Annotated in this window: 14 protein-coding genes; 9 read left to right on the top strand and 5 right to left on the bottom strand. The window is 74.7% G+C overall.

The window, feature by feature from the left end; translation table 11 throughout:
- Positions 1-143: 143 nt before the first annotated feature.
- On the top strand, positions 144-1,085 hold the full coding sequence (locus ACFVU3_RS15950) for a helix-turn-helix transcriptional regulator (RefSeq protein ID WP_390066491.1): 942 nt from the start codon (positions 144-146) through the stop codon (positions 1,083-1,085).
- Here the strand turns inward: ACFVU3_RS15950 and ACFVU3_RS15955 are convergent.
- Positions 1,076-1,996, bottom strand: a complete 921-nt coding sequence (locus ACFVU3_RS15955; protein ID WP_390066493.1) for an SDR family oxidoreductase — start codon at positions 1,994-1,996, stop codon at positions 1,076-1,078. The two genes, ACFVU3_RS15950 and ACFVU3_RS15955, sit on opposite strands and share 10 nt — an antisense overlap.
- Before the next feature lie 99 nt (positions 1,997-2,095).
- On the opposite strand from ACFVU3_RS15955, the gene ACFVU3_RS15960 reads away from it, so the two are divergent.
- Positions 2,096-2,623, top strand: coding sequence for a DUF4240 domain-containing protein (locus ACFVU3_RS15960; RefSeq protein ID WP_390066525.1), 528 nt, complete (start codon positions 2,096-2,098; stop codon positions 2,621-2,623).
- 49 nt (positions 2,624-2,672) lie between these two features.
- On the opposite strand, the gene ACFVU3_RS15965 is transcribed toward ACFVU3_RS15960, so the two are convergent.
- Complete coding sequence (locus ACFVU3_RS15965; protein ID WP_390066495.1) at positions 2,673-3,530, bottom strand: SDR family NAD(P)-dependent oxidoreductase; 858 nt, start codon at positions 3,528-3,530, stop codon at positions 2,673-2,675.
- Positions 3,530-4,324, bottom strand: a complete 795-nt coding sequence (locus ACFVU3_RS15970; protein WP_390066497.1) for an SDR family NAD(P)-dependent oxidoreductase — start codon at positions 4,322-4,324, stop codon at positions 3,530-3,532. The genes ACFVU3_RS15965 and ACFVU3_RS15970 overlap by 1 nt, the downstream gene beginning before the upstream one ends.
- Before the next feature lie 118 nt (positions 4,325-4,442).
- Between ACFVU3_RS15970 and ACFVU3_RS15975 the strand changes: the two genes are divergently transcribed.
- Positions 4,443-5,123, top strand: a complete 681-nt coding sequence (locus ACFVU3_RS15975) for a TetR/AcrR family transcriptional regulator (protein ID WP_390066499.1) — start codon at positions 4,443-4,445, stop codon at positions 5,121-5,123.
- On the opposite strand, the gene ACFVU3_RS15980 is transcribed toward ACFVU3_RS15975, so the two are convergent.
- Complete coding sequence (locus ACFVU3_RS15980) at positions 5,120-5,620, bottom strand: GNAT family N-acetyltransferase (protein ID WP_390066500.1); 501 nt, start codon at positions 5,618-5,620, stop codon at positions 5,120-5,122. The genes ACFVU3_RS15975 and ACFVU3_RS15980 overlap by 4 nt on opposite strands.
- A 57-nt stretch (positions 5,621-5,677) precedes the next feature.
- Here ACFVU3_RS15980 and ACFVU3_RS15985 point away from each other — a divergent pair, with 57 nt between their 5' ends.
- Both ACFVU3_RS15985 and ACFVU3_RS15990 read left to right on the top strand, forming a co-directional pair.
- A complete protein-coding gene (locus ACFVU3_RS15985; protein ID WP_390066502.1) occupies positions 5,678-6,592 on the top strand; it encodes a TIGR01777 family oxidoreductase in 915 nt (304 codons plus the stop codon).
- Between the two features lie 339 nt (positions 6,593-6,931).
- Complete coding sequence (locus ACFVU3_RS15990) at positions 6,932-8,209, top strand: NAD(P)/FAD-dependent oxidoreductase (RefSeq protein WP_390066526.1); 1,278 nt, start codon at positions 6,932-6,934, stop codon at positions 8,207-8,209.
- Between the two features lie 16 nt (positions 8,210-8,225).
- Here the strand turns inward: ACFVU3_RS15990 and ACFVU3_RS15995 are convergent, their stop codons facing one another.
- Positions 8,226-9,722, bottom strand: coding sequence for a regulator (locus tag ACFVU3_RS15995; RefSeq protein ID WP_390066503.1), 1,497 nt, complete (start codon positions 9,720-9,722; stop codon positions 8,226-8,228).
- A 331-nt stretch (positions 9,723-10,053) separates the two neighbouring features.
- On the opposite strand from ACFVU3_RS15995, the gene lipB reads away from it, so the two are divergent.
- The 4 genes from lipB to ACFVU3_RS16015 all read left to right on the top strand — a co-directional run bounded on the left by lipB (position 10,054) and on the right by ACFVU3_RS16015 (position 13,114).
- Entirely contained in the window at positions 10,054-10,863 is an 810-nt protein-coding gene (lipB, locus tag ACFVU3_RS16000; RefSeq protein ID WP_390066505.1) for a lipoyl(octanoyl) transferase LipB, read from the top strand.
- A gap of 102 nt (positions 10,864-10,965) precedes the next feature.
- Positions 10,966-11,934, top strand: coding sequence for a lipoyl synthase (lipA, locus tag ACFVU3_RS16005; protein ID WP_390066507.1), 969 nt, complete (start codon positions 10,966-10,968; stop codon positions 11,932-11,934).
- Positions 11,935-12,177: 243 nt separating this feature from the next.
- Positions 12,178-12,393: a hypothetical protein gene (locus ACFVU3_RS16010; protein ID WP_376604991.1), complete on the top strand. Its 216-nt coding sequence runs from the start codon at positions 12,178-12,180 to the stop codon at positions 12,391-12,393.
- 10 nt (positions 12,394-12,403) lie between these two features.
- A complete protein-coding gene (locus ACFVU3_RS16015) occupies positions 12,404-13,114 on the top strand; it encodes a DUF4191 domain-containing protein (protein WP_169085510.1) in 711 nt (236 codons plus the stop codon).
- Positions 13,115-13,194 lie beyond the last annotated feature (80 nt).

Here is a 13,194-nt window from a genome sequence, read left to right on the forward strand (position 1 = left end):
CCGGCGGGGCGTCGGCCCCGCCCCCGTGGTGTGGGGGGGCGCGCGCGCGCTCGGCCCGGGGCGGCCGGGGTGGGGCCCCGCGCCGCGTGTGGGGGGGGGGGGGGCGCTTTTTGTCCGCCCCGGCCCCCCCCCGACTCATCAAGATGGTCCTGCTCCTCCAGAACCGCGCCTCCATGACGGCGGCCGAACTCGCCGCCGAGCTGGAGGTGTCGGAGCGGACCGTCACCCGTGATGCCCTCGCCCTCTCGGAGGCGGGGGTTCCGGTGTTCTCGGAGCGGGGCAGGACCGGCGGGTACCGGCTGGTCGGCGGGTACCGTACGCGGCTGACCGGGCTGGCGAAGGACGAGGCGGAGGCGCTCTTCCTCTCCGGGCTGCCGGGCGCGCTGCGGGACATGGGACTCCAGGACGCGGCGTCGGCGGCCCGGCTGAAGGTGTCGGCGGCGCTGCTGCCCTCGCTGGCGGACGCGCCGGGCTCGGCGGCCCGCCGCTTCCATCTGGACGCGCCCGGCTGGTACCAGGAGCCGGTGACGCCGGAGCTGCTGCCGGCGGTGGCGGAGGCGGTCTGGGACGACCGGCCGCTGTCGGCGCGCTACCGGCGCGGCGACGGCGAGGAGGTCGAGCGGGAGCTGGAGCCGTACGGGCTCGTCCTGAAGGCGGGCGTCTGGTACGTGTGCGCCCGCGCGGGGAGTTCGTACCGCACCTACCGGGTGGACCGGTTCACGGCGGTCGCGGTGGGCGGCGAGCGCTTCGACCGGGACCCCGGCTTCGACCTGCCCGCCTTCTGGACGGAGCGGGCCGCGGAGTTCGCGCGCTCGCTGCTGCGGGCCGAGGTGGAGCTGCGGCTGACGGAGGCGGGGGCGCGCCGGCTGCCGTACGTGACCGACCGGGCGGCGGCCGGGGAGGCGCTGGCGGCGGCGGTCGCGGAGGACGACGGCCGGGTGCGGGCGGTGCTGCGGGTGGAGAGCGAGGAGGTGGCCCTCGCGCAGCTGCTGCCGCTGGGCCCCGAGGCGGAGGTGCTGGCCCCGGCCGCGCTCCGGGAGCGGTTCGCGGAGGCGGCCCGGGCCATGGCGGAGCGCTACCGGTAGTCGGCCACGTCCGGCGTCCCCGTCTCGCCCGCGACGATGAAGCCCCAGGCGTCGGGCCGGGAGCCGTCCGCGTCGGTGAAGCCGTACTCCTTGGCGAGGCCGCCGCTGGAGAGCGACCGGCCGGTCCAGCGGTGCCGGTCGGGGTCGGCGGCGAGGGCGGCGACGGCCCGGCCGACGTACACCGGCGACTCGGAGACGGCGAAGTCGGGGACCTTCGCGGTGGCGTCGCGCCAGTTCTCCTCGGTGACGCCGAAGCCGGCGAGCATCTGTTCCGACCTGAGCCAGCCGGGGGTGACGGCGACGGCCGTGGCGCCGAACTCCTCCAGTTCCTTCGCGAGGCCGAAGGCCATCCGGATCGGCGCGTTCTTGGTGAGGTCGTAGTAGAGGTTCTCGCGGAAGCGGGTGTCGTTGTACGCGGCGGTGCCGTCGGTGACCTCGACGACGAGTCCGCCGGGGCCGCGGATCAGGAGCGGGATCGCGAGGTGCGAGGTGATGGCGTGGGTCCGCACGCCGAGTTCGAGCATCCTGAGGCCGTCGGCGAGGTCGTTCTCCCAGGTCTTCTTCCCGAAGACGAGCAGGTGCTCGCCGCCCCAGACGTCGTTGACGAGGACGTCGAGCCGGCCGTGCTCGCGGTCGATCCGGTCGACGAGGGCGCGGACCTGGCCGGGGTCGAGGTGGTCGGTGGGGACCGCGACGCCCCGGCCCCCGGCGGCGGTCACGAGTTCGGCGGTCTCCTCGATGGTCTCGGTGGCGCGGCCGACCTCGCTGACCTTCTCGCGGGTGGTGCGTCCGGTGACGTAGACGGTGGCTCCCGCGGCGCCGAGCTGGACGGCGATGGCCCGTCCGGCACCCCGGGTGGCCCCGGCGACCAGGCAGATCCGTCCGTGCAGCGGCTTCGTTTCGGTGGTCATGGTGCCCAGGCTGGCAGGAATACCCGCCATCTTCTGTCCGGATGGAATCCGGACTTTCCGGGTGCGTCGCCGTCGCGGACACAGGATGCTGGTCCCGTGATGGACGAGACCGAGTTCTGGGAGATCATCGACGCCACCCGCGAGGACGCCGAGGGCGATCCCGAGGAGCAGGCGGATCTGCTCGTGGAACGGCTGACCCGGCTGGATCCGGACACGGTGCTCGACTACGCGCGCCATTTCGAGGCCCGGTTCAACCGCGCGTACCACTGGGACGTGTGGGGGGCGGCGGCCGTGCTGCTCGACGGGGCCGGGGCGGGCGAGGAGGGTTTCGACGCCTTCCGCTGCTGGCTGATCGGCCAGGGCCGGGAGGTGTACGAGGGCGGTGTCGCCGATCCGGACGGGCTCGTGGAACTGCTCGGGGACTTCGATCCGGAGCTGGACGGGGACGGCGAGGAGATCGGCTTCGCGGCGGACGAGGCGTACGAGACGCTGACCGGGACGGAGACGCCGGACCTGGGGATCGTGATGCCGGACGGGGAGCCGGAGGGCGCGCCGCTGGACCTGGCGGACGAGGCGGCGCTGGCGGCCCGGCTGCCGCGGCTGTGGGAGCGGTTCGGGGCGGGGTAGGCCGAAGGCCCCGGCGGAGGGGGTGCCGGGGCCTTCGGTGACCCTGGGGTCAGCCCGCCTGCAGGCGGGGGTTCTCCTGCGCGAGGATCATGTCCGTGCGGGGCTGGAGGGCCGGGAAGAGCTGTTCGGGCTGCGGGATCGCCCAGTACTTCCCCTCGGCGACCAGGTCGAAGACCCGCTCGGCGTGCTCCTCGGGGGTGAGGCCGTGGTCGTCGGCGAGCGTCTGGAGCCGCTCGTTGAAGGCGGCGATCTCCGGGGGTTCGGTCTCGCCGGGCCGGGCGGCCCTGAAGATCTCGCTCTTCACCGAGCCGGGGGTCACGACGGACACCTGGATCGGGGCGCCCTTCATCAGCATCTCGTAGTGCAGCGACTCGCTGAGGGCGAGGGTGCCGAACTTGGTGACGCTGTAGGGGGCCATGAGCGGGCTCGGCAGCAGGCCGCCGATCGACGACACGTTGACGACCCATGCCTTCTCGCCGCGTTCCAGCATGCGGGGGACAAAGGCGCGGATGCCGTTGACGTAGCCGCCGACGTTGATCCGGAGCATGGCGTCCCAGCGCTCGGCGGGGATCTCCCAGGAGTAGCCCATGGCCATGATCCCGGCATTGTTGACCAGGAGGTCGACGGTCCCGAAGCGGGTGTACGCGGTGTCGGCGAGGGCCTCGACGGAGGCGGGCTCGGCGACGTCGGTGACGACGCTCTCGACCTCGGCGCCGGTGGCCCGCAGTTCCTCGGCGAAGGCGGCGAGCCGGTCGGCGGCGATGTCGGCGAGGACGAGCTTCATGCCGAGCTTCGCCGCGTGCCGGGCGAGGCCGGCGCCGATGCCGGAGGAGGCTCCGGTGACGACGGCGACGCGTCCGGCGAAGACGTCGGCGGCGGCCGGCGTGGCGGACGGGGCGGCGGACATCAGAAGTGCGTCCCGCCGTCGATGCGGACCTCGGTGCCGGTGATGAACTTCCCGTCCTCGCTGGCGAGCATCGCGACGACGCCGGCGACGGTCTCGGGGCCGGCGAAGCCCTGGCCGAGGGCGGGGGCGAGCTTCATGAAGAGGGACATGTCGGCGTCGGCGGGGAGGCCGGGGCCCAGGGACTGCTTGCTGGCGCCGGAGCCGTCGGTCATGCCGGAGGAGATGGAGCCGGGCTGGACGGCGGTGAAGCGGATGCCCCGCTTGGCGTACTCGGCGGCGAGCGCGTGGGTCATGGACTGGATGCCGCCCTTGCTGGCCGCGTAGGCCGCCATGTAGGGGTGGGCGAACATCGCGGAGGTGGAGGAGAAGTTGACGACGGCGGAGCCGTCGCCCTCCAGGAGGGCCGGGATCGCCTCGCGGATCATGAGGAAGGTGCCGGTCAGGTTGATCCGGACGACCTGCTCGAAGGAGTCGAGGGTGGTCTCGTGGGTGTGCGAGGAGCGGAGCACGCCGGCCGCGTTGACCAGCACGTCGAGGCCGCCGAGGGCGGTGACGGCGGCGGCGACGCCGGCCCGTACGGACTCCTCGTCGGCGACGTTCACGACCACGGTGGTGAGGCGGCCGGCGGTGTCGCCGGCCTTGGCGACGGTGTCCTTCAGGCCGTCCTCGCTGATGTCGGCGGCGACGACGCGGCCGCCCTCGGCGAGCATGCGCAGGACGGTGGCCTGGCCGATGCCGGAGCCGCCGCCGGTGACGAGCGCGCGGCGTCCTTCGTAACGGGTGAGCTGGTTCATGGCGGCGACCTCTCGGTGTCAAGCTTCTCGATCTGGCTGCCACCGTACGCCTAGGTGACACGTTTTGCCACATGTGCACTTCACGCACTTCCCCTGCTCCCGGGCGTACCCTCGTACGGTGACCCACCGACCCGGGCCGACACCCGCGACGCCCTCCCTGACCCAGCGCCGCAAGGCCGCCACCCAGCTGGACATCGCCCGCGCGGCGGCCGAGCTGTTCACCGAGCACGGGCCCGACGGCACCACCGCCGAGTCGATCGCCCTGCGGTCCGGGGTCGCGCTGCGCACCTTCTACCGGTACTTCCGCTCCAAGCAGGACGCGGTCGCCCCGCTCCTCGCGGGCGGCGCCGACCGCTGGCGCGAGTCGCTCGCCGCCACCGGCCCCGGCACCCCGCTCCCGGCCGCGCTGGAGGGCTCGATCGCGGCCTCCCTCACCCCGGCCGACGAGGCGGCGGCGGAGGGGCTGCGCTGGACCCGCGGGCTGCTGCGCGCCTCGGCCGAGGACCCGGCGCTGCGGGCCGTCTGGTACCGGGTCAACCAGGAGTCCGAGGAGCGGCTCCGCGAGGTCCTGGAGCGGCTGGCGGGCCCCGGGGCCGACCCGCTGGAGGTACGGCTCGCCGCGGCGGCGGCCACCGACGCGATCCGGATCGCCCTGGAGAGCTGGGCGGAGTCCGACGCCCCCGTCGAGGGCCCCGGCTCCCCCGCCGCCCTCGCCCTGCGGTGCCTGCGCGAACTGATGGGCGGGGTGGCGCTCTGGAGCACGTCCCCGGACGGGACCGACAGGACCGACCGGGCCTAGCCCAGCGGCCGGCCCATCAGGACGTCGTCGACGGCCGCGCCGTCGAGGAGGAACTCGCCGGGCAGGACGCCCTCGACCGTGAAGCCCTCGGCCTCGTAGAGCGCGCGGGCGGGGACGTTGTGCCCGAGGACCCTCAGGGTGACGCGGACGGCGCCGTCGGCGCGGGCCTTCGCCAGCGCGGCCCGCAGCAGGGCGCGGCCCACCCCCTGGCCCCGGGCCTCGTCGGCGACGGCGAGGCCCTGGATCTGGCGGACGTGGGCGTTGGAGTCGAGCGGCGTCGGCCGCGCCACCCGGACGTATCCGAGGAGGAGGCCCGCCCGCTCGGCGACGAGGTAGTCCTCGGGCCGGTGGCGGTCGTCGAAGAACGGCGCGTACGGCTCCGAGGGCGGGGGCAGCACCGCGTGCAGCGGGGACCAGGTCGCCCGGTCCAGCACGCCCAGCGGCTCGGCGTCGCCCTGCAGGGCGCCTCGGATCACGAAGGTCTCCGGCACGGTCATGCCGCCACTGTGCCACGCCCCGGGCGCCGGCGGGCGGGCAGCGGGCAGGATGGGCGCATGCAGCCTTCCGCCCTCCGCAAGCGCGTCGCCGTCACCGGGCCCTCCGGGCTCATCGGCGCCGCCCTCGTCCGTTCCCTGCGCGCCGACGGGCACGACGTCCTCCGGCTCGTCCGCCGGCCGGCCCGGACCGCCGACGAGGTCGAGTGGGACCCGAAGCGGCTGTACGTGGACGGCGCCGGGCTCGTCGGCGTCGACGCGGTCGTCCACCTCGCGGGCGCCGGCGTCGGCGAGCGCCGGTGGACCGAGGCGTACAAGAAGGAGATCCGGGACAGCCGGGTGCTCGGCACCACCGCGATCGCCCGGACCCTCGCCGGGCTCGCCGAGCCGCCGGAGGCGCTGGTCTGCGGCACGGCCCTCGGCTGGTACGGGGACACGGGCAGCCGCGCGGTCGACGAGACCGCCCCGGCCGGCACCGGCTTCCTGCCCTCGGTGTGCGTGGAGTGGGAGGCCGCGGCGGCCCCCGCCGAGGAGGCCGGGATCCGGGTGACGTACGCCCGCACGGGACTGGTGGTGGCCCGTCAGGGCGGCGCCTGGGGGCGGCTCTTCCCCGTGTTCCGGGCGGGGCTCGGCGGGCGGATGGGCGACGGCGGCCAGTACTGGTCCTTCATCTCGCTCCACGACGAGGTCGCCGCGCTGCGGCACCTGATGGACACTCCGTCGCTCTCGGGCCCGGTGAACCTGACCGCCCCCGAACCGGTCACCAACCGCGAGGTGACCGCGGCGATGGGCCGGGTGCTGCGCCGCCCGACGCCCTTCCCGGTCCCCGCGGCCGCGCTGAAGCTGGTCCTCGGGGACTTCGCGGCGGACGTCCTCGGCTCCCAGCGGGTGGTGCCGCAGCGGCTGCTCTCCTCCGGCTTCACCTTCGCCTTCCCCACCATCGACGACTCCATCCGGGCCGCCGCGGCCCGCTGAGCGGCCTCCCCGCGCCCCCTGCGCTCCCCCGTGCTGCGGCAAGCCCGCCGCGCGCGGGCCCCCTGCCGTGGGAGCGCTGCCTACCCTCGGTGCCCACCAGTCGACATGGATCGCGAACTCGGGCATTCCGGGGGCCCGTTGGGGGCATAGGCCACCAACAGGCGGCGCAGACCTGGGGAGGGGCACGTGCTCAGTACCGCACGCAGCGCACAGCAGGCACAGCACGCGGACGGCGTCACGGAGGTCGTCTCCGTGCCGGAGGCCGCACGGGGCACGGCCGTCCCGCGGCCCCGGCACGCGGAGCGCGCCGGGGGCTCCGGCGGGCTCGGGGACGTCGACGTGGTCGTCGTCGGCGCCGGGATCGCGGGGCTCTCGGCGGCCCGGCGGCTGACCGGGGCGGGGCTCTCGGTCGCCGTCCTGGAGGCGGAGCCGTTCCCCGGCGGCCGGCACGCCACCGGGGAGACCGACGGTTTCCGGCTGGACCGGGTGGGCCGGCTGCTCACCCTCTCGCCGGAGGAGCTGCGGTCCCTCCCGGGCCTCGACGGGGTGGTCCCGCGCCCGTTCGCGCCCGGTGTGCTGATCCACTCCGACGGGCGGTACGCGCGCTGGGGCGCCCCGCACCCGCGCACCCGCAGGGGCGCGTTCACCGTGGCGCGCGCCCTCGCGAGCGCCCCCCGGCATCCGGCGGCCTCGCTGGACCAGGCGCGGCTCGGCGCCTCGCTGGTGCGGCTCGCGGCGACCCCGACGCAGCGGCTGCTGGCCCGGCCGGAGCGGACCGCCCGGGAGGCGCTGTCGGGCCGGCTGCCCGCCAGGACCGTGCAGACGGTGCTGCGGCCGCTCCTGGCGGCGCTGCTCGCCGATCCGGACCTCGCGGTGTCGAGCCGCCGGGCGGACCTGGCGCTGCGGGCCTTCGCGCGGGGCCGGGTCTCGGTGCCGGAGGGCGGGTCGGCGGCGGTCCCGGAGCGGCTCGCGGCGCTGCTGCCGCCGGGCACGGTGCGGACCGGGGTCAGGGTCACGGAGGTGTCGGCGGCGCGGGTCCGCACGGCGGAGCACGGCACGGTGGGCTGCCGGGCGGTGGTCCTCGCGACGGGCGCGCGGACGGCGGCGGAGCTGCTGCCGGGCCTGCGGGTCCCGGCGTACCACCCGGTGACCGTGCTGCACCACACGGCGCCGGTGGCCCCCACGGCCGATCCGACGCTGCTGCTGGAGTCGGACCCGGGCGGGCCGGTGGCGCACACCGCGGTGATGAGCGCGGTGGACCCGACGCGGGCGCCGGCCGGACGGCCGCTGATCACCTCGACGGTCCTCGGGACCCCGCCGGACGACACCGAGCGGCGGGTCCGCAAGCACCTGGCGGCGCTGTACGGGACCTCCACCGACGAGTGGGAGCTGCTGGCCCTGCACCACACGCGGGACGCGGTCCTGGTCACTCCCCCGGCGCACGACCCGTGCCGCTCGGTGCGGCTGCTCGCGGGCCTCTACGTCTGCGGCGACCACCGCGGGGCGGGCACCCTGCGCTCCACCCTGACCTCCGGGGACCGGGCGGCCAGGGCCGTGCTGGCGGATCTGGGCCTGTGCGCGCCGGTCCTGGAGGAGGCGGAGGAGGAGGCGGCCTGACGCGCCCGGCGGCGGGTCAGCCGAGGGCGGCCACCCGGTCGCGGTAGGTGCGGACGGGCGGGGCGTCCCGGTAGGGCTCCAGCCGGCGCTCGAAGTCGCGGACGTACTCGATCGCGCGGGCCGAGCGCATCTCGGCGGCCTGCTGGGCGGCCTCGGCGCCCAGCGCGCACGCCTGGTCCAGCTCGCCGAGGGCGAGCCGGGCGGTGGCGAGGACGACCCGGCAGAAGAGGCGGCTGCGGGCGTAGCCGGGGGCGCGGAGCTGGAGCGCCCGCTCGGCGTGCTGGGCGGCGGGGCGGTACTGCTGGAGGTCGCGGTGGCAGTGGCCGAGCTCGTCGGCGAGCTGCCCCTCGTCGAAGGCGCGGGCCCAGGAGGGCACGTCGTCGCCGGGCCGGGCGGCCTCCAGGGCCCGCTCGGCGCGGACGAGGGAGGCGCTGCACGCGCGGGCCTCGGAGAGCACGGCGTGGCCACGGGCCTCGACGGCGTGCAGCATCGCCTGGACGACGGGCGGGGCGGCGGACCCGACGCCCTGCTGGGCGACCCGGGCGAGCTGCACGGCCTCGCGTCCGTGCCCGAGGTAGACGGCCTGGCAGCTCATGGTGAGGAGCACGTAGGAGCCGTACGCCCGGTCCCCGGCGGCCTGCGCGAGCCGCAGCGCCTGGACGAAGTAGCGCTGGGCGAGGCCGTGGGCGGCGATGTCGTACGAGGTCCAGCCGGCGAGCCGGGTGAGGTCGGCGGCGGCGGCGAAGAGGCGCCGGCCGGTGGACTCGCCGTAGGTGCCGCGGAGCATGGGCTCGGCCTCGTGCTCCAGGTAGCGGACGAGGGCCTGGCGGGCGTGGCCGCCGCCGTAGGCGTGGTCGAGGGTGCGGAAGAGGTCGCCGACGGAGCGGAGGGCGGCGACGTCGCCGCCGGTGACGCGCTGGCCGGGGCCCCGCTCCGTACCGCGCTGGCGGGGGACGGAGAAGCGGCTCTGCGGGGGCACCCGGGGGTCGGTGCCGATGGCGCGGACCGGCCCGCCGGGGCCGCCGGGGCGGACCACCGGCACGGGGGCGGCGGGCTCGCCGCGGGCGACCCGGTCGTCGGCGCGGCCGATGAGCCAGTCGCGGCTGGGCACGACGAGGCCGGCCGGCGTGAAGGCGATCTTGCGGAGCTCGGCGTGGCTGCCGGAGTCCTTGCGCCAGAGGCCGCTGACGATGTCCACGGCCTCCTCGGGGGTGGCGGCGAACTCCAGGCCCGCGTAGACCGGCGCGCAGGCGTCGAGTCCGAGGTCCTGGGCGGAGAGCCGGCGGCCGAGCCGGCGGGTGAAGACCTCGGCGATGAGGGCGGGCGTGGTGCCGCGCGGCTGCTGCCCGCGCAGCCACCGGGTCACGGAGGTCTTGTCGTACCGCAGGTCGAGCCCGTGCTCCAGGCCCAGCTGGTCCACCCTTCTGGCGAGCCCCGCGTTGGAGAACCCGGCTTCGGCGATGAGCGCGGCGAGCTGGCGGTTCGGGACGCGCTGCGGTGGTCGTTCCGTCATCGGCTGTGCGGTCTCCTGCCTTCGGGCGCAGGTGGCAGCCCGTTTTCGACCCTCATGGAACGGCGTGAATGTAGCGGTCATCCCGGCCCGTACCGCCAGCTTCGCCCCACATTCATCCGATCGTGTGAGGAACCGGAACCCTCGTTGTCGTTCCGCGCTGACCGGAGCACACCCCCGCGAGGTGCCCCCGTCCCGCCTCCACCTGCCCGAAGGGTTCGCGCCGCGCCGCCGTACAGTGGCAGGGGCGCGTAAGACGCAGGGTGCCGGGCCGGCTCCCGCCCCGGGACGATCCCCGGAACCCGGCCGCGGGCACCCAGGAGGAGGCATGGCCGTGAGTGAGCTGCAATTCGTCCGCCTGGGCTTCGGCGAGGACGCCGTCGAGTACCAGGTGGCCTGGGACAAGCAGCGCGAGGTGCACGCCGCGCGGTTCGCCGACGAGACCGCCGACACCTGCCTGCTCCTGGAGCACCCGCCGGTCTACACCGCCGGCCGGCGCACCGCGGACAGCGAGCGCCCGCTCGACGGGACCCCGGTCGTCGACGTCGACCGCGGCGGCAAGATCACCTGGCACGGCCCCGGCCAGCTGGTCGGCTACCCGATCCTCAAGCTGCCCCGCCCGGTGGACGTCGTCGCGCACGTGCGCCGCCTCGAGGAGGCGCTGATCCGGACCGCCGCCGAGTTCGGCGTGGCGACCACCCGGATCGAGGGACGGAGCGGCGTCTGGGTCCTCGGCGACCCGGTCGAGCAGCGGCCCTCCCTCGGCGGGCTCTCGCTGGACTTCGACCCGCGGCTGACGGACGAGGAGTTCGACCCGCGGCTGCACGGCCCCGAGTACGCGCCCTCCAACGCCGGCCAGCGCCGCGAGGACCGGAAACTGGCCGCCATCGGCATCCGGGTCGCCAAGGGCGTCACCATGCACGGCTTCTCCTTCAACGTGAACCCGGACAACGCCTGGTTCGACCGGATCATCCCGTGCGGCATCCGCGACGCGGGCGTGGCCTCGCTCGCCAACGAGCTGGGCCGCGACATCACCATCGAGGAGGTCCTCCCGGTGGTCGAGAGGCACCTGCGGGACGTGCTGGAGAACGCGGAGCTCAGGCCGCGGGAGATCGAGCGGCCGGTGGAGACGGCGTCCGCCTGAGGAATGCCGAGCTCTGGCCACAGGTTGGCCAGACGGAGCAAGGCATGGAAGCAACGGGCGTACCCTGGTGTGCGCCGAAGAATCGAAGCTACAGGAGCCGATGTGTCCGCAGTCGCACCCGACGGACGCAAGATGCTGCGCCTGGAGGTCCGGAACGCCCAGACCCCCATCGAGCGCAAGCCCGAGTGGATCAAGACCCGCGCGAAGATGGGGCCCGAATACACCAAGATGCAGAGCCTCGTGAAGAGCGAGGGCCTGCACACGGTGTGCCAGGAGGCGGGCTGCCCCAACATCTTCGAGTGCTGGGAGGACCGAGAGGCCACCTTCCTCATCGGCGGTGACCAGTGCACCCGGCGCTGCGACTTCTGCCAGATCGACACCGGCAAGCCGGAGGCGCTCGACCGCGACGAGCCGCGGCGCGTGGGCGAGTCGGTCGTCACGATGGACCTGAACTACGCCACCATCACCGGCGTCGCCCGCGACGACCTGGAGGACGGCGGCGCCTGGCTGTACGCCGAGACCGTGCGCCAGATCCACCAGCAGACCGCGGAGCGCGCCGCCGGCCGCACCAAGGTCGAGCTGCTGGCCCCCGACTTCAACGCGGTGCCGGAGCTTCTGGCGGAGGTCTTCGACTCCCGCCCCGAGGTCTTCGCGCACAACGTGGAGACGGTGCCGCGGATCTTCAAGCGGATCCGCCCCGGCTTCCGCTACGAGCGTTCGCTGGACGTCATCACCCGGGCCCGGGACTACGGTCTGGTCACGAAGTCCAACCTGATCCTCGGCATGGGCGAGACCCGCGAGGAGATCAGCGAGGCGCTGCGGCAGCTGCACGACGCCGGCTGCGAGCTCATCACGATCACCCAGTACCTGCGCCCCTCGCTCCGTCACCACCCGGTGGAGCGCTGGGTCAAGCCGCAGGAGTTCGTGGAGCTCAAGGACGAGGCCGACCAGATCGGCTTCTCCGGCGTGATGTCGGGCCCGCTGGTCCGCTCCTCGTACCGCGCCGGCCGTCTGTACCAGCAGGCCAGGGAGAAGCGCGGCGCGGCCGCGGCCGGCCTGCCGGTCGTGTGAGTCGCCGCACAGATGGTTACCGGTAGGTAATACGTACCGGGAGAGCGGCCCGTACGGCCCCGCAGTTCAGCGGGGCGGTACGGGCCGCTCCGCCGTACGGGGGTCCGGCATCGGCGTTTCATCAGTGTTTGACCGCCGGGTCATGCCCTGGTAACACCGTTCTGTGAGCATGGTTCCACGCACCGCCACCACCCCCGCTCACTCCCCCACCTCGTCTCATCCGCATGCGAGAGAGGACCCCTCATGCCGGCCGCATCGACACACGTCCGGGCCGCCGCCCTCCCGTCCGTCACGGACGCCCTCCGCGCCGTCGAGGGGCTGCTCCTGGGCGCCGGACAGCGCACCGCCCGCCGCAACGCCTGGACCTCCGTCCTGGAGGACCGCCGCCGCGCCAAGGACCGCATCGAGGCCCAGCACGTCCTGGAGGCCGCGTCTGGCCGGACGTCCCGGGCCACGTAGACTTCAAGGCATGGCGAGGAAGGCAAACACGGGCGGCGCTGACGCCGCGAACCCCGGGCGACTGAAGCAGATCGCCCTCACGTACAAGATGACCCGGAAGGCCGATCCCAAGGTCGGGCTCGTCGTGGCCGGCGTGGGCATCGTCGTACTCGGTGTCCTCCTCGGTATCGGCTTCCTGATCGGGCACCCGGTCTACCTGGGCATCCTGGGCTTCGTCCTGGCGCTCCTGGCGATGGCGATCGTCTTCGGACGACGCGCCGAGCGGGCGGCCTTCGGACAGATGGAGGGACAGCCGGGCGCCGCCGCGGCGGTGCTGCAGAACATCGGGCGCGGCTGGACCGTGACCCCCGCGGTCGCGATGAACCGCAGCCAGGACGTCGTGCACCGGGCGGTCGGCCGCCAGGGCATCGTCCTGGTCGGCGAGGGCAACCCGAACCGGCTGAAGCCCCTCCTCGTGGCCGAGAAGAAGAAGATGGCCCGCATCCTGGTCGACGTGCCGGTGACGGACATCATCGTCGGCAACGACGAGGAGCAGGGCCAGGTGCCGCTCAAGAAGGTCCGCACCAAGATGCTGAAGCTGCCCCGGCTGCTCAGCGGCCCCCAGGTGACGGCCGCCAACGACCGGCTGCGGGCGATGGGCGACCTCATGAGCAACATGCCGCTGCCGAAGGGGCCGATGCCCAAGGGCATGAAGATGCCGCGCGGCGGAAAGATGCGCTGACGCGCACGAGACCGCCGGACCCTGCACCGGGGTGCATCCGGTGCTCGTCCTCGCCGACGAGGGGCGGGTGCTGCGGCCGG

Source organism: Streptomyces sp. NPDC058052, from assembly GCF_042885515.1.
Lineage (GTDB): Bacteria > Actinomycetota > Actinomycetes > Streptomycetales > Streptomycetaceae > Streptomyces.